The 15,847-nt window shown below is 33.4% G+C and carries 13 protein-coding genes; 12 read left to right on the plus strand and 1 reads right to left on the minus strand.

Going from position 1 to position 15,847, the window contains the following annotated elements:
- Positions 1-243: 243 nt before the first annotated feature.
- The 7 genes from BLP68_RS10690 (at position 244) to htpG (ending at position 10,667) form a co-directional block, all read left to right on the plus strand.
- The gene (locus BLP68_RS10690; protein WP_091543280.1) at positions 244-1,347 is read left to right on the plus strand and encodes a GntR family transcriptional regulator; all 1,104 of its coding nucleotides are present in this window, start codon (positions 244-246) and stop codon (positions 1,345-1,347) included.
- Between the two features lie 120 nt (positions 1,348-1,467).
- Positions 1,468-2,856 carry an L-fucose/L-arabinose isomerase family protein gene (locus BLP68_RS10695; protein WP_091543282.1) on the plus strand — a complete coding sequence of 463 codons (1,389 nt, stop codon included), beginning with the start codon at positions 1,468-1,470 and terminating at the stop codon, positions 2,854-2,856.
- 27 nt (positions 2,857-2,883) lie between these two features.
- On the plus strand, positions 2,884-4,551 hold the full coding sequence (locus tag BLP68_RS10700; protein WP_091543284.1) for a ribulokinase: 1,668 nt from the start codon (positions 2,884-2,886) through the stop codon (positions 4,549-4,551).
- A gap of 17 nt (positions 4,552-4,568) precedes the next feature.
- On the plus strand, positions 4,569-5,267 hold the full coding sequence (locus tag BLP68_RS10705; protein WP_091543286.1) for an L-ribulose-5-phosphate 4-epimerase: 699 nt from the start codon (positions 4,569-4,571) through the stop codon (positions 5,265-5,267).
- A 62-nt stretch (positions 5,268-5,329) separates the two neighbouring features.
- Entirely contained in the window at positions 5,330-6,376 is a 1,047-nt protein-coding gene (locus tag BLP68_RS10710) for an aldose epimerase family protein (RefSeq protein WP_091543288.1), read from the plus strand.
- A gap of 123 nt (positions 6,377-6,499) precedes the next feature.
- Positions 6,500-8,656, plus strand: coding sequence for a DNA helicase RecQ (gene recQ / locus BLP68_RS10715; RefSeq protein ID WP_091543290.1), 2,157 nt, complete (start codon positions 6,500-6,502; stop codon positions 8,654-8,656).
- A gap of 127 nt (positions 8,657-8,783) precedes the next feature.
- Entirely contained in the window at positions 8,784-10,667 is a 1,884-nt protein-coding gene (gene htpG, locus BLP68_RS10720) for a molecular chaperone HtpG (RefSeq protein ID WP_091543292.1), read from the plus strand.
- Between the two features lie 202 nt (positions 10,668-10,869).
- Here htpG and loaP read toward each other — a convergent pair whose 3' ends face one another.
- Positions 10,870-11,400 carry an antiterminator LoaP gene (gene loaP / locus BLP68_RS10725; protein ID WP_091543294.1) on the minus strand — a complete coding sequence of 177 codons (531 nt, stop codon included), beginning with the start codon at positions 11,398-11,400 and terminating at the stop codon, positions 10,870-10,872.
- A 262-nt stretch (positions 11,401-11,662) separates the two neighbouring features.
- Between loaP and BLP68_RS10730 the strand changes: the two genes are divergently transcribed.
- The 5 genes from BLP68_RS10730 (at position 11,663) to fabD (ending at position 15,795) form a co-directional block, all read left to right on the plus strand.
- Positions 11,663-12,484: a response regulator transcription factor gene (locus BLP68_RS10730; RefSeq protein WP_091543295.1), complete on the plus strand. Its 822-nt coding sequence runs from the start codon at positions 11,663-11,665 to the stop codon at positions 12,482-12,484.
- A gap of 45 nt (positions 12,485-12,529) precedes the next feature.
- Positions 12,530-12,661: a hypothetical protein gene (locus BLP68_RS22265; protein ID WP_278278217.1), complete on the plus strand. Its 132-nt coding sequence runs from the start codon at positions 12,530-12,532 to the stop codon at positions 12,659-12,661.
- Positions 12,628-13,227: a 4'-phosphopantetheinyl transferase family protein gene (locus BLP68_RS10735; protein ID WP_408606033.1), complete on the plus strand. Its 600-nt coding sequence runs from the start codon at positions 12,628-12,630 to the stop codon at positions 13,225-13,227. Before BLP68_RS22265 ends, BLP68_RS10735 begins: the two co-directional genes overlap by 34 nt.
- A gap of 26 nt (positions 13,228-13,253) precedes the next feature.
- Positions 13,254-14,051 (plus strand): helix-turn-helix transcriptional regulator, encoded by a 798-nt coding sequence (locus tag BLP68_RS10740; protein ID WP_091543299.1) that lies wholly within the window; start codon positions 13,254-13,256, stop codon positions 14,049-14,051.
- Positions 14,052-14,532: 481 nt separating this feature from the next.
- Complete coding sequence (gene fabD / locus BLP68_RS10745; RefSeq protein WP_091543300.1) at positions 14,533-15,795, plus strand: ACP S-malonyltransferase; 1,263 nt, start codon at positions 14,533-14,535, stop codon at positions 15,793-15,795.
- Positions 15,796-15,847 lie beyond the last annotated feature (52 nt).

The following is a 15,847-nucleotide window of genomic DNA, read 5'->3' on the forward strand; positions in this document are numbered from 1 at the left end:
GGATACAGCGAAGTGTCCTAAGAAACTCAATTATAGTGATTGAAAAAATACTCAATTCTTAGAGGGAAATGGAAACTGTATAGAGAATAGTACAAAATATATCCCACTAGTCATTTATCTATGGACCATTGAAATAACTTATCTAGAATAGAAAATCAATAAATTGAAAAATTCAGTAAATTTTGACTTTACACCAACATGTACGCATGATATCATTGAGTTGTACATATAAGGAGAGTGGCTATGAATAATTTAAGCATGGATAATTTAAACGAACCAAAATACAAGAAATTGATAGATTATATAATAGAGTACATAAAAAATGGTGATTTAAAGCCTAATGACAAGATTTTTTCTGAGCTTGAGCTAATGGATAGATTTAATATAAGCAGGCATACTGTTAGAAAAGCCTTTGACCGATTGGTTAATGAAGGCTGGTTGTATAAGGTACAGGGAAAGGGTACCTTTGTCTCCTATCCGTCTGCCAATTTAAAACGAGATGGAAAATTAATTGCAGTTGTCACAACATATTTAGGAGATTATATTTTCCCTGAGATCATTGAAGGCATTGAGAATGTCCTTACACAAAAAGGGTATAGCATTATTTTAGGTAACACTGATAATAAAATTGAGAAGGAACGGGTGGTTCTTAAAAATCTTTTGTCCAATAACCTCTGTGGGTTAATTACTGAACCCACAAAAAGCGTTTTTTCTAATCCCAATAATGATATATACCAGCAATTTATTAATAGAGGAATTCCAATAATGTTTATAAATGGCCATTACAATGACTTTAAATCCTCATATATTATCGAAGATGATATTCATGCTGGTTATATTGCAACAAAACACTTAGTACTTGAAGGTCACGAAAGAATAGGAGGCATTTTTAAAAGTGATGATATGCAGGGACATCGGCGTTATCAAGGCTTTGTTAAGTGTCTTAGGGAATATAATATAGAAATTCCCGAGAAGGGTGTTATCTGGTATAGTACAGAAGACAGAGATGATTTTTTCAATGATAAGGATTATATTAACATTTTATTAAGAAGGCTGAATAATTGTAGTGCAGTTGTGTGCTATAATGACCAAATTGCAGTAAGGATATTAGATATATTGAAAAACAATGGACTTAGGGTTCCTGATGATTATTCTATTGTAAGTTTTGATAACTCCAACATTGCCCAGACTGCAGAGGTGAAATTAACAACAGTAGCCCATCCTAAAGCAGTTATGGGTGAAAGGGCGGCAAATGCTCTTTTAGAAATAATTGATGACAAAAGCTTGTTGATTCAAGAGAAAATGGAACCAAAATTGGTAATTAGAGAGTCAACAAAAAAAGTATAAAAAATTTGCCCCAACATGTACGTACAAATTTAGAGAAACACAGAAACATATGCGCATATGTTGCATTTTATTCATAATTCTTTTTAAAAATTTTATTATTATGGGGAGGTATAAAGAACAATGAAGCATGGGAAACCTCAAATTGGATTACTGGGAATTATGCAGGAACTGTACGATGACATGATTCCAGGAATTACAAAGCATCAAGAAAACTATGCAAGAGAAATTGTAAAGGAATTTTCCGATGAAGTTGAGTTGATTTTTCCAAGAGCTGCCAGGAATAGACAGGATATTGAGGAAATTGTTAAAAAGTTTAATTCTGATGATTTAGATGGAATTATGATTGTTATGCTTACCTATGGACCAGGACAAAGAATTGTAAGAGCACTGCAAATGAACAAGCTACCAATATTATTGGCAAATACCCAACCAGTACCGTCAGTTACTGATGAATGGAATATGGATGACCTTACATACAATCAAGGTATTCATGGAGCTCAAGATACAGCAAATGCAATTTTAAGAACCTACAAAAGGACTTGTCCAATTGTATCGGGAGATTGGCGCTCTGAAAAATTTAAATACTATATTGTAGATTGGGCGAAGGCAGCACAAACTGCCAGTGAGTTAAAGAAAATGAAGGTTGCTATTTTTGGAAGAATGGAAGGTATGGGCGATATTACCACCGATGACTCAGCATTTTTAAGAAAAATAGGGCCTCAGGTTTGTTATGAAGACATTGGTCAGATTTACAGAAATATGGAAAATATTTCGCAGCAGGAAATAGATAAACAAATAGAAGTTGATTATCAAAATTTTATAATTGATCCTAAATTAAAAAAGGAAAATCATGAATACGCTGTTAGACTACAATTAGGCTTTAAAAAATTAATGCTGGAAAAAGGGTATAGTGGTTTCACAGCCTATTTCAATGTTTTTAAAGGAGATGGGCGATTTAAACAAATACCTATGCTGGCAGCATCTAACCTTATGGCTGAAGGCTATGGTTATGCAGCAGAAGGTGATAGCATCACTTGCTCTCTGGTGGCGGCTGGCCATGTACTGGAAGAAAATGCACATTTTACTGAAATGTACGCCATGGACTTTGAAAAAGACTCCATGCTAATGAGTCATATGGGAGAAGGCAATTGGAAAATAGCAAAAAAAGTTGAATTAAGAGATAGAGAATTAGGCATTGGCAATCTGGATAATCCTCCAACTACAGTGTTTATGGCTAAACCTGGTGATGCAACCTTAGTTTCTCTGGTACCTCTATGGGGAGAAAAATATAGATTAGTTATATCCTACGGTGAAATCTTAGAAACAATGGAAGTACCATTTATTGAAATGCCATATTTCCATTTCAAGCCATCTACAGGTGTCTATGAATGTAATGATAATTGGTTAAGAAATGGTGGAACACATCATCAAGTATTACACCTTGGCGATTTAAGAAGAAGATGGAAGTTCTTATGTGAGATCCTGGATATTGAGTATGTTGAAGTATAGATTTACTATGAGGGAGAGTGATAATTGATGAGTAAATATACCATTGGCGTTGATTATGGAACCCAATCAGGGAGGGCAGTACTTGTAAATATAGAAAATGGTGAAATCTTAGCCAGTTCTGTTCATTCCTATCCCTATGGAGTTATTGATGAAAAGCTACCAGGAACTGATATAAAATTAGAACATGATTGGGCCCTGCAAAATCCGGATGACTATATAGAAGTGCTGGAAAAAACCATACCTTCCATATTAAGTCAAACAGGAGTTGACGTCAATGATATCATTGGACTTGGAATCGATTTTACAGCCTGTACAATGATGCCTGTTACGGAGGATGGAAGGGTGCTATGTCAGCTGGAGGAGTTCAAAACTAATCCCCATGCATGGATAAAGCTATGGAAGCATCACGCAGCTCAAGATGAAGCTGATAAGGTTAATGCAATAGCATCTGAAAGAGGAGAAGAATTTCTAAAAAGATATGGCGGAAAGATTTCCTCAGAATGGTTAATACCAAAAATTTGGCAGATATTAGATGAAGCTCCTGAAATATATGAAAAGGCCCATATCTTTATGGAGGCCACCGATTGGGTAACGATGCAGCTTACAGGCAACCTTGTAAGAAACAGCTGTACAGCTGGTTATAAGGCTATTTGGCATAAGCAAAAGGGATTCCCAGAGCCTGCTTACTTTAAGGCATTAGATCCTGCATTAGAAAACCTGGTTGAAGAAAAATTAAAGGGCGAAATAAAGCCAATAGGCACTAAAGCAGGAACATTGACTGAAGCCATGGCAACAAAATTAGGATTAAATACCGATGTCTGGGTTTCAGTAGGAAATGTCGATGCCCATGTATCTGCACCAGCAGTTAATGTTGTTGATCCTGGCAAAATGCTTATGATTATGGGAACATCCACCTGTGATATTCTACTGGGTGAAGAAGAAAAAATTGTTGATGGTATGTGTGGTGTTGTAGAGGATGGCGCTGTGGCAGGCTATTATGCCTTCGAAGCTGGTCAATCGGCAGTTGGAGATATATTTGAATGGTTTATAATAAACTGCGTGCCTAGCCATTATGTAGAAGATGCTAAAAAAAGAGACATAAGCATTCATCAATTACTTGAAGAAAAGGCAAGTCAGTTAAAGCCAGGGCAAAGTGGATTACTGGCATTGGATTGGTGGAATGGAAATCGTTCAGTTTTAGTAGATACAAATTTAACTGGTTTATTTCTGGGGATGACACTTTCAACAAAACCTGAGGAAATGTATCGAGCCTTAATTGAGGCAACAGCCTTTGGAAAAAGAATTATTATTGAAGGCTTTAGGGAAGCAGGGGTACCTGTTAATGAATTATACGCCTGTGGTGGGTTACCTGAAAAGAATAAAATGCTAATGCAAATCTATTCAGATGTTACCAATATGGAAATCAAATTATCTGCATCTGATCAAACACCAGCCCTTGGAGCTGCTATGTTTGGTGCAGTAGCTGCAGGAAGTGAAAATGGAGGCTATGATTCCATCGTAGAGGCAGCCAAACATATGGCAAGATTAAAGGATGAAAGCTATAAGCCAATTAAGGAAAATGCTGAAGTGTATAATCAATTATATAATGAATATAAAAAGCTCCATGACTATTTTGGTAGAGGTGAAAACAATGTCATGAAGCGACTTAAAAAGATTAAAGCTGAAAGTATTTAGTTTATAGGGGGTTTTATATGCTAGATAAACTAAAAAAAGAAGTTTTAGAAGCAAACTTAGAATTGGCAAATAGAGGATTAGTTGTATATACATGGGGAAATGTAAGCGGTATAGACAGGGAAAAGGGTTTAATAGTTATTAAGCCGAGTGGCATAAATTATGAAGATTTAACCCTGGAGAAAATGGTAGTTGTAGACCTTCAAGGGAATATTGTTGAGGGCGAATACAAGCCTTCCTCCGATACAGCCACCCATTTAGAGCTGTACAAAGCCTTTAGTGAAATTGGTGGTGTTGTCCATACCCATTCAGAATGGGCAACCAGCTATGCTCAGGCAGGCGAAGCAATAGAGCCCCTGGGCACCACCCATGCAGATTATTTTTATAAATCAATTCCCTGTACAAGAGATATGTTATCCAGTGAGATACAAGGTGACTACGAAAGAGAAACAGGTAAAGTCATCGTCGAAACCTTTAAGCAATTAAATCCGATGGAGGTTCCAGCAGTCCTTGTTAAGGAACATGGTCCCTTCACCTGGGGTAAGACACCTTATGATGCTGTATATCATTCTGTAGTCTTAGAAGAAATTGCAAAAATTGCTTATAAGACAAATATAATAAAAAACCATCATTGTAAGCATAGAATGAAGGAAGAATTGTTAGATAAACATTATTTAAGAAAGCATGGAAATAAAGCTTATTATGGTCAAGGTAAATAAGTGATTACTCTTTTTCACCTGCTGGTCATAGCTGACTAAAAAAAAGAAGGGAGGAGAGAAACTTGAAATCAGAAAAAACATTAGTTGGTAGAACTAAGAAAAATCAAGATATTTTCAAGTATTCTTTAGAAAACGACAATGGCTTTACAATAAGTATTTTAAATATTGGAGCAACAATCTATGAAATACTTGCTCCAGATAGAGACGGGAAATATGAAAATATTGTTTTATCCTATGGTGAAATAAGTGACTATGAAGAAAATCCTGATTCTATTGGTTGCGTAATCGGAAGGACAGCAGGAAGAATTTCAAAAGGGGAATTTTTATTAGATGGAGAAAAATACTACTTAGCTAAAAATGATGGAAATAATAATATTCATGGTGGAGTTAAGGGATTTGGAAGAGTTATATGGGAGGCTACTGAAAGGGTTGATAAAGAGAGTATAAGCTTAATACTTAACTATAATAGTCCCCACATGGAAGAGGGATTTCCTGGCAACCTAAAGGTTACAGTAACCTATGAGTTAAATAATAAAAATGAATTAAAGCTGTCCTATAGAGGAATAAGTGATAGAATGACAGTCGTTAACTTAACAAATCACTCCTATTTTAATCTATCAGGTGAGGTTAAAAGAGACATATTGGATCATCACCTTTCTATTAATGCTGATACAGTAGCAGTTATTAACAAAGAGATTCTGCCTACAGGGGAAATTAGGGATGTGAAGGGTACTGTTTTTGACTTTAGAACATCAAAAAAAGTTGGAAAAGATATAAATGATAATGAATTAAGAAGCTATGGGGGCTATGATCATCCATTTATCCTAAATCCTTCCACTAAGCCAACTATTCTATTGGAGGATCAAGAAAGTGGTCGATATATGGAAATTGAGACAGATCAACCAACTGTAATATTTTATACTGGCAATCATTTAAATAAAGAAATTCGTATTAATGGAGGAATGATAGCAAGAAGACATTCTGGACTTTGTTTAGAGACTCAAGACTATCCAGATGCCCCTAACCAATGTAATTTTCCCAGCAGCATTATCAATGAAGATAAAGAATATTTAGCGAATACAATATATAGATTTGGAATCCTTACATAAATATTTAAAAACCTGTTTGTTTAAAAATCCTTGCCAATTTAAAGACTAGTAATATTAAATTACTACATATTTAAATTTATGTTAAAATGAGAATTGAGGGTGAAGGATTGGGAGTGGGATTTTATGGACAAGCAGAAAATATATTCACTATTAAAACAATACTATGGTTATGAGAGCTTTAAAAAGGGCCAGGAAGCCATTATAGAACATATTATTAAGGGAAGGGATGTACTTGGTATTATGCCAACAGGTGCAGGTAAATCCATTTGCTATCAGCTTCCAGCACTAATATATGATGGTGTGGCAATTGTTATTTCTCCCTTAATTTCATTGATGAAGGATCAAGTGGATACCCTTCGTGAGATGGGAATAAAGGCAGCCTTTATTAATAGCTCTCTTAGTATTACCCAGATAAGGAAGGCTATATACAATGCTAAATCAGGTGCGTATAAGCTAATATATGTGGCTCCAGAAAGACTGGAAACAGAAGAGTTTATAGAGCTTTTACAATCTCTTGATATATCACTAATTGCAGTTGATGAAGCCCATTGCGTGTCACAATGGGGACATGATTTTAGACCAAGCTATACAAGAATTGCTGATATGATAAGTACTCTAACCAAAAGGCCAGTATTAGCTGCATTTACAGCAACAGCAACAACAAGGGTTAGTGAGGATATAGTTAACCTATTGAAGCTAAAAGATCCCTTTTTGCTAACAACTGGCTTTAATAGAGAAAATCTATACTTTGAGGTTAATAAGCCAGATAAAAAACTGGACTTTTTATTAGATTACCTTCAAAAGAATAAGGAAAAATCCGGGATCGTCTATTGTTTAACTCGTAAAACTGTTGATGCTGTCAGCGATAAGCTTACTAAAAAAGGGTTTAGTGTGACAAAATATCATGCAGGGCTATTAGAAAAAGATAGAAGAGAAAACCAAGAGGATTTTATATATGAAGGAAAGCAAATAATGGTGGCAACAAATGCTTTTGGTATGGGTATAGATAAATCCAATATTCGATTTGTGATACACTATAATATGCCTAAAAACATGGAGTCCTACTATCAAGAAGCAGGCCGTGCCGGACGGGATGGTGAATATTCAGAGTGTATACTTCTCTATAGTGGCTCCGATACTGTAACGAATAAATTTTTAATTGAACAAAATAGTGACAACATAGATAAAACTGAGGATTACAGAAAGCTGCAGGAAATGATTGATTATTGTAACACTGATAATTGTCTAAGAAATTATATCTTAAATTACTTTAGTGAAACAGACCTAAAGGAAACCTGTGATAATTGCAGTAGCTGTAATAATGATATTGAACATACAGATATAACTATAGAGGCACAAAAGATTATGTCATGTATTAAGAGAATGGATGAGGGATTTGGCCTAAGCTTAGTTGCGGATGTATTAAGCGGAGCAAATACTAAGAGAATAAGGGACTTGAGCTTTGATAAATTATCAACCTATAATATTATGAGGGAATACCCAAAGGATACTATTAAAGAATTGATTTCTTATTTAGTTGCTGAAAACTATGTAACATCAACAGGTGACAAATACCCAGTTTTAGTATTAAATCCACGAAGCTATAGTGTTTTAAGAGGTAAAGAGTCGGTCTTCATAAAAAGAGTAATTCAGAAGAAGCAACAAAGAGAAAAAGCTCAATTAACCCAAAGTGATTCACAATTGTTTGATATATTAAGAGGCCTAAGACGGAGGATAGCACAAGACCAAAAGGTTCCTCCCTTCGTGGTTTTTACAGATGCAACACTTAATGATATGTGTAGAAAGTATCCACAAACCAGAACTGAGTTTTTAAATGTAGCAGGGGTTGGAGAAAACAAACTTGAAAAATATGGAGATGATTTCCTAACAGCTATTATAGCCTATGTCGATGAAAATAAAATTGAAGTTAACATTGAACCAGAGCCAATTAGAAAACAACATGTAAAAACTAAAGAGGAAAAGCAAGATACAAGATTAGTTACATATGAGCTATATAAAAATGGCAGTTCAATTGATGAAATAAGAGATAAAAGAGTGCTGACACTTGAAACTATTGAAGGACATCTGCTGGAGTGCAAGAAGAGAGGATTATCAGTTAACTACTTTGAGGGGGTTGTGACTGAAGAGTTGGAGTACCAAATAATCAATAATATAAAAGAGTATGGTGTCGGTAGGTTAAAGTCAATAAAAGAAGCATTACCAAAAGAAGTAACCTATGGGATGATTAAATATGTAATTTATAAAATGAATTATATATAGCATTTAATTTTTAGCACTTTCGCTTGGAGAGTGCTAATTTTTTTATTGACAGTAAATGCGTAAAATTGTATCATAATCTGTAAAAGGGATTTTAATACATAACATTCAAAGAGAAGGAGTCGGTTTTATGAGTAAAGAAAAAGGTAGCTTATCTATTCATAGTGAAAACATATTTCCAATTATTAAGAAGTGGCTTTATTCAGATCACGACATCTTTATTAGAGAGCTTATATCCAACAGCTGTGATGCTATTACAAAAGTAAAAAGATTGGAGAGCTTTGGCGAAGCGGACCTACATGGTGAAACTGATTTTTTCGTTAAGCTTATTTTAGATAGCACAGCCAGAACATTAAAATTCAAAGATAATGGAATTGGTATGACTGATGATGAAGTAAGGAAATACATTAATCAAATTGCTTTTTCAGGGGCAGAGGATTTCTTTAACACCTATAAGGATAAAGGAGATAAAGATCAAATTATTGGACACTTTGGTTTGGGCTTTTACTCAGCCTTTATGGTGGCTGATAGGGTTGAAATAGATACACGGTCCTACAGAGATGAATCAGAGCCAGTAAAATGGAGCTGTGACGGTGGTACTGAATTTGAAATGGAAAAGGGTGAGAAATTAAATAGAGGAACAGAGATAACTCTTCACTTGGGGGAGGAAGGAGAATCTTTTCTTAATGAGTACACTGTTAGATCCACAATCGAAAAATATTGCTCCTTTATGCCTTATCCAATATATCTTGAAGTAGCAGATAAAGAGCCCCAAAAAGATGAAGAAGGCAATATAATAGTTGAAGAGCCAAAAGCCCTAAATGACGTAGATCCACTATATTTAAAACAACCGAATACTTGTAGTGACGAGGATTATAAAAAATTCTATAATAGTACCTTTAAGGATTTTAAAGAGCCACTTTTTTGGATACATCTCAATATGGATTATCCATTCAATTTAAAAGGAATTTTATACTTCCCTAAGCTAAGTACAGAGTTTGATACCCTGGAAGGGCAAATTAAGCTCTATAATAATCAGGTTTTTATAGCTAATAACATTAAGGAAGTGATTCCAGAGTTTTTATTGCTTTTAAAGGGAGTTATAGACTGTCCTGATTTACCACTTAATGTTTCAAGAAGCTTTCTACAAAATGATGGATCTGTAAAGAAGATTTCTGAATACATAACAAAGAAGGTAGCTGATAAACTTAATCAACTATTTAAATCTGATCGTCAGTCCTATGAAAAATTTTGGGGTGACATTAGTCCCTTTGTTAAGTTTGGATCATTAAAGGATGAGAAGTTCTATAAAAAAGTAGAAACAATAATACTATATAAAACTATTAGTGATAAATATGTTACAGTAGAAGAATATCTTACAAACCTTGAAGGCAAGCTAGAAAACCAGGTTTATTATGTAACAGATAAGGTACAACAATCACAATATATTAAGCTGCTGCAAGAACACGACATCGACGCAGTTATATTAGATCATAACATTGACTCCCCTTTTATTTCCCTTGTTGAGTCTAAAAAAGACAATATTAGCTTTAAAAGGGTAGATTCAGATATAGCAGACCTTCTAAAGGATAAAGATGCAGAAACAGATGATGAAACTAATAAAAAAGAAGATGAAAATGTTTTGTCTGTCTTTAAAAAAGCTATAAATAAAGAGGAAATAAAAATTCAAATTGAAAGCTTAAAATCAGACGATGTTGCCGGTATGATTATTCTTTCTGAAAATACCAGAAGAATGCAGGATATGATGAAAATGTATGGAATGAGTGGTTTGAATATGGGAGCAATCCCCAGTGAAGAAACGCTGGTGTTAAATAAAAAGCATCCACTAATTCAATATGTAATTGAAAAATCATTAGAGGACACAGAAACCCTTAATTTAATTGCACAACAGGTATATGATTTAGCCATGATTAGTCATAGGGCACTATCACCTGAAGACATGAGCAATTTTATTAAGAGAAGTAATGAAATTATGAAACATATGATATCCTAAATATCAAAAAGTTGTATATTATTTTAAAGCATTTGTGGTGAATATGCACTTATCTCACTTCTTTTAGTTATGTTTGTCTTAAAAACTTACATTTGAAAGAGAAGTGAAGATAAGTGCATTATTCTATTCAAGAAATAATGCAGAGACACATACACCCTGGCATTTATTAGGGACAATAATATTTTGTAAACAATAGCATCTTTTATTTGTATTTGTTTTTTTCGTCAGCTAAGGTTATTAGCTCAATACCAAGTTCCACTAATTTTTCTGAACCCATAAAATTTAATGCTATCTTTGCTCTGGATTTCCTTTTATCTATTTTTTTTATCAAGCCTTCAAATCCTTTCAAAGGGCCTGATTCGACATGAATTTTTGAATTTTCCATAAATACTTTAGAATAATCTATAATATTATTTTCTGGGATTAGTCTCAAAATAGGTTCAATTTCGGCATTATTTATCTTTGAATAGAATTCACATGAATTATTTAATATTTTATATACTTTTGGTATCTGATTAATTATATAGTACATATTAACACTCATTTCAATGTTAATAAATACGTATCCAGGAAAAAGTGTTTTGACGACACTATAAAGCTTACCTTCTCTTCTTTCATTCATTTTCTTCTTTGGAATAATTAAATTATACTCAGATTGATGGAAATGATAATGGATATATTGTCCTACAACATCTTCTTCTCCTGTTTTAACAAAGATAGCATACCAGCTCATTCAATTCCCCCCATTCAAGTTAAAAATAGAATATCATATAAAAATAATTAGAAAAACTATACTTATGAGGAAAAATATTACAATAAAATAAACCTGGTATAATGACTGACAGGTAAAATTTGTAATATTGGCAATAAAATCATTAATCAGAAAAATACATTCTTCGACAAAATACACTTTGGTTGCTATAAGACTAAAGAACAGTTCAAATTACATTAAATGGAATATATACTTAATCTATGCATTAGGAGGGAGAAATAATATGGTATATGAACAATATTTCTATGAGGCAATGTTTCAATCATGGGAAAAATGTATAAATATCGGAATATCTAAAGAAATAGAAAAACCGTTAATAAAACTCACCAAGAATGATTTAGCAGTAAGACAAGAAAAAAATAACAATCTAATATTAAAGTTCAATGATTTCTTGGACAAGCATATTGATGCTATAAAGAATGTTAATAATGGTGGATATTATTTTATACTGTTTGATGAAGATGGATATATTTTAGACACAATAAAAAGCCAGGGGAAAGGCAAAAGAATGAGTAACAGCTTTATATCCCCAGGTATATCCTTTGACGAATCTAGTATAGGAACAAATGCCTTAGTTTTTGCAAAAAAATTTAAAAGTGCTATATGTATGCTGCCAAGTTTTCATTATTGCAACAAGCTAAAGGATTGGTATGAGTACTGTGTACCTATAAAAATAAATGAGCTGGAAAAAGGATACATCTCTGTGGTGAGTGAAAAATATCCTGTGACAAAAGCAGTAGTGGGATTTGTTGATTTGTTGCAAACAAATATGCTGGATGAATATTTTAATGTTAGTGACATTTCAATTGATGCGAAACAGAACAAACATTTGACTGAAAGACAATATGTAGTATTAAAACTAATAGCAGAAGGCCTGTCAGACGAAAGCATATCCCATGAGTTAAAAATATCCCTATCTACAGTTAAATATCATAACCAGAGTATTTTCAAACACTTAAATGCAACAAGCAGAGTAGAAGCTGTCATAAAGGCATTAATTCTTAAAGAGATAAGTATTGCTGATTTATATAATATAATTGCATAGAGTTGTTTTGGGGGCAAGCTATCTTAAGCCTCGGAGGGGTGAAAAATGCAGAATGAAGTGTATGTAATGAAGATTAATGAGGATTTTAAGAGAGAAAAGTTCGAAAGTCTTTTAAATTTTATTGATAAAAAAAAAAAAATAAGATACTTAAATTTAGGGTTTACGGCGATTCATTAAGATCACTATCAGCCAATATACTGCTTCGAAATATTATAATGAAAAAATTAAAGCTGAGAAATTCTGATATATATCTTGAATCAAACAAGTATGGTAAACCCTATTTATTAAATAATGAAAACTTCCAGTTTAGTATTTCTCATTCAGGTATATGGGTAGCTTGTGCTATATCACCAAAAGCAATAGGTGTTGATGTTGAAGAAATAAAATCAATTGAGGATAATATAGCCAGACGTTTTTTTTCGCCACAGGAGGTAAAGGATATGTTTTCCTTCACAGGAAATGAGAGATTACTTTACTTTTATGATCTATGGACCTTGAAGGAAAGCTTTGTAAAGGCAGAGGGAGAGGGATTAGCAATTCCACTTAATTCTTTTACGGTTAGGAGGAACAATAAAGGAAATTTTTACCTAAATAAACAACATGCAAAATATTTTTTTCAGCAGCTGAAAATATCCAATAACTATAAACTATCTGTCTGCTGTACTAAAGGGACTCATTTTAGTGGTATAAAAATTTATAATATTGACCAATTGTATAAAGATTTTATGAATAAGGTTGATTAAATTAAATAATTGAGGGGAGGTGGAGTATGTCTATTGAGTTATATGATTTTAAAAAAGACAGACCAAATTATGAGAGGAGATATTCTATTCAGGACATAAAAAAAACTAGTAATTGCAATGGTAACGAAATAGAAGTTGAATCGCTTGGGGAACAAATAGAAAAGCATGAAAAATATATTGAAATTTTGAGAAGGTATGGCGAAATGATTTCAAACGTAACAGAAGAAAAATTCACATTATTATTTTTGACAACCTGTGGTATAGTAATTAGCATTATAGATTTCAAAGAAACTAATAAAGAAGATATGAGAAGGTTTAAATTAGGAATGTCTTTTAAGGAAGAAGCTATAGGAAAAAATGCAGTTGTTATGGCTATGAATTTAAATACACCAATTAGGTTAGCCCCTGAAGAACATAATAGCAGTACACTGAACAATGTGCATGAATATTGTGTACCACTTAATATTACTGGAAATAAAATAGGATATTTTAACTTTATTACAGATCAAAAAAGTAACATTGATAGAATTGTAGATATAGCCCATGTCATTAAATTTTATACATATTACACAATAATAAACAGTTTAAATATATATGATGCAAGCCAACAAGAATCACCCATGTTTACCAGACGGCAACTTGAAGTACTTATAAAGATGGCAAAGGGAATGACTGAATATACTATATCGAAAGAGCTAGGGGTTAGTATAGATACCATCAGATTTCATAAAAAGGTTATTTTTAAGAAGTTAGATGTTAACTGCACTGTTGAAGCCGTTATTAAAGGACTTAAAGGTAATTATATATCCTTAAATGATACATAATTATATACTCTGACTACCATCTAATGTAGTTGTCAGTAAATATCAACTGGATTATCATAAAATTGTAACAGATTATAATGATAAATATAGTTGAACATATTATAAAAGCATTTCGAGGAAGCTAATCGATGTGGAGGCACGTTAGCCTAATCGAGAGATTATAGAGTAGATGTAGATATAGTAGTGTATTATTTGTTTCATACATGAATGGGCGAAGCTATGTTTTATTATATGTAATAATATATAGCTAGTTATTGTAATCAGTATAAGTATATATAAATAACAAGACTTTTCTTGAGTCTTTTTTTATTGTATAGGAAAGTTCGTTTATAAGTCCTATACAATAGGAGGTTGTTAAGAGGAGGATCCCCTTATAATTAATGAGGAGGATACAGCGAAGCGTCCTAAGGACCTGAAATAAAACATTTGTAGATAGCAATAAAATTAAAAGAAATCACTTAATTAGTTGGAGGGAATCCAGATGTTAAGAACAGCACTTTTATTTTCTGGACAAGGGTCTCAGTTTATTGGAATGTGCAAAGAAATCCACCAGCAGTATGATGTTGTAAAACATACATTCGAAGAAGCCAGTGAAGCATTGGGATTCGATTTGTATAAATTATGCACTGAAGGTGATTCAAAGGAGTTGACAAAAACTGAAAATGCACAACCAGCAGTACTAACATCAAGTATTGCCGCCTATAAAGTATATATGCAGGAGATAGGTATAAATCCAGTTTATTGTGCTGGACATAGCCTTGGAGAAATATCAGCATTGAGTTGTGCAGGAGCCATTAAGTTTTACGATGCAGTTAAGCTTGTACATAGTAGAGGGAAATTTATGCAGGAAGCTGTTGAGGAAGGTATAGGCGCAATGTCAGCCATCATTGGAAATGATATAGAGTTATTGGAATGGACTCAACGTGAATGTAAAAGGTATTCAAAGAAACAGGATATTGCAGTTGTTTCTAACTATAACTCTAAAAACCAATTGGTGATATCAGGGCATAAGGGTGCTATAGAGCAGGTGGGAGATGCTTTAAAAGCTAGAGGGGCAAAGGTTATACCATTAAAAGTAAGTGCACCCTTTCACTGTTGTCTGATGCAGCCAGCTGCTGAAAGAGTGAAGGATTTGCTGGAAGGGATTGAAATAAAAGACTTGCTCATTCCAGTCATATCTAATGTTGATGCAAAACCTTATATTAATAAGGCAGATGTCAAGGGTAATATCTACAGGCAAATGACAGCACCTGTAGAATGGGTGGAATCAATTATCTATATCCGCACTCAGGGTATAAATTTAGCCTTTGAATTGGGGCCTAGAGCTGTTTTAAAGGAAATGATAAAATACATAACAGATAAAATAGCTGTTATTTCAATAACCGATGGTGAAACAGCCAGTATTGCAAAGAGTATTATAGAAGAGAGGGCTGAAAAGGAAAAAGAGGAAATAAAGCAGGCTAAAGGCAAGCTGATAATGAAATCAATGGCAGCAGCTGTATCTACAAGGAATTTAAACTATGATAAAGAGCAATACACCGAAGGGGTTATAAAGCCCTACACTGTAATCAAGCAAATATGGGACAGAATTCAAGAGGAAAAAACTGAACCATCCATGACAGAAATGGAGCAGGTGCTTAAGCTTTTGAAATTAATTTTCACTATAAAAAAAGTCTCATTAGAGGAGCAAAATGAAAGATTAAAGGAAATATTATGTGACACAGGCTTACATAAGCTGAATTAAGCTATAAATGCTGATGTATGTAGATGAAAGCTGCGATGGGAGGTTGAAAATC

The sequence above is a fragment of the Alkaliphilus peptidifermentans DSM 18978 genome (genome assembly GCF_900101495.1).
Lineage (GTDB): Bacteria > Bacillota > Clostridia > Peptostreptococcales > Natronincolaceae > Alkaliphilus_C > Alkaliphilus_C peptidifermentans.

Coding starts and splice junctions, on each gene's coding strand:
- BLP68_RS10690 (WP_091543280.1), top strand. CDS start 244: ATGAATAATTTAAGCATGGATAATTTAAACGAACCAAAATACAAGAAA.
- BLP68_RS10695 (WP_091543282.1), top strand. CDS start 1,468: ATGAAGCATGGGAAACCTCAAATTGGATTACTGGGAATTATGCAGGAA.
- BLP68_RS10700 (WP_091543284.1), top strand. CDS start 2,884: ATGAGTAAATATACCATTGGCGTTGATTATGGAACCCAATCAGGGAGG.
- BLP68_RS10705 (WP_091543286.1), top strand. CDS start 4,569: ATGCTAGATAAACTAAAAAAAGAAGTTTTAGAAGCAAACTTAGAATTG.
- recQ (WP_091543290.1), top strand. CDS start 6,500: ATGGACAAGCAGAAAATATATTCACTATTAAAACAATACTATGGTTAT.
- htpG (WP_091543292.1), top strand. CDS start 8,784: ATGAGTAAAGAAAAAGGTAGCTTATCTATTCATAGTGAAAACATATTT.
- loaP (WP_091543294.1), bottom strand. CDS start 11,400: ATGAGCTGGTATGCTATCTTTGTTAAAACAGGAGAAGAAGATGTTGTA.
- BLP68_RS10730 (WP_091543295.1), top strand. CDS start 11,663: ATGGTATATGAACAATATTTCTATGAGGCAATGTTTCAATCATGGGAA.
- BLP68_RS22265 (WP_278278217.1), top strand. CDS start 12,530: ATGCAGAATGAAGTGTATGTAATGAAGATTAATGAGGATTTTAAGAGA.
- BLP68_RS10740 (WP_091543299.1), top strand. CDS start 13,254: ATGTCTATTGAGTTATATGATTTTAAAAAAGACAGACCAAATTATGAG.
- fabD (WP_091543300.1), top strand. CDS start 14,533: ATGTTAAGAACAGCACTTTTATTTTCTGGACAAGGGTCTCAGTTTATT.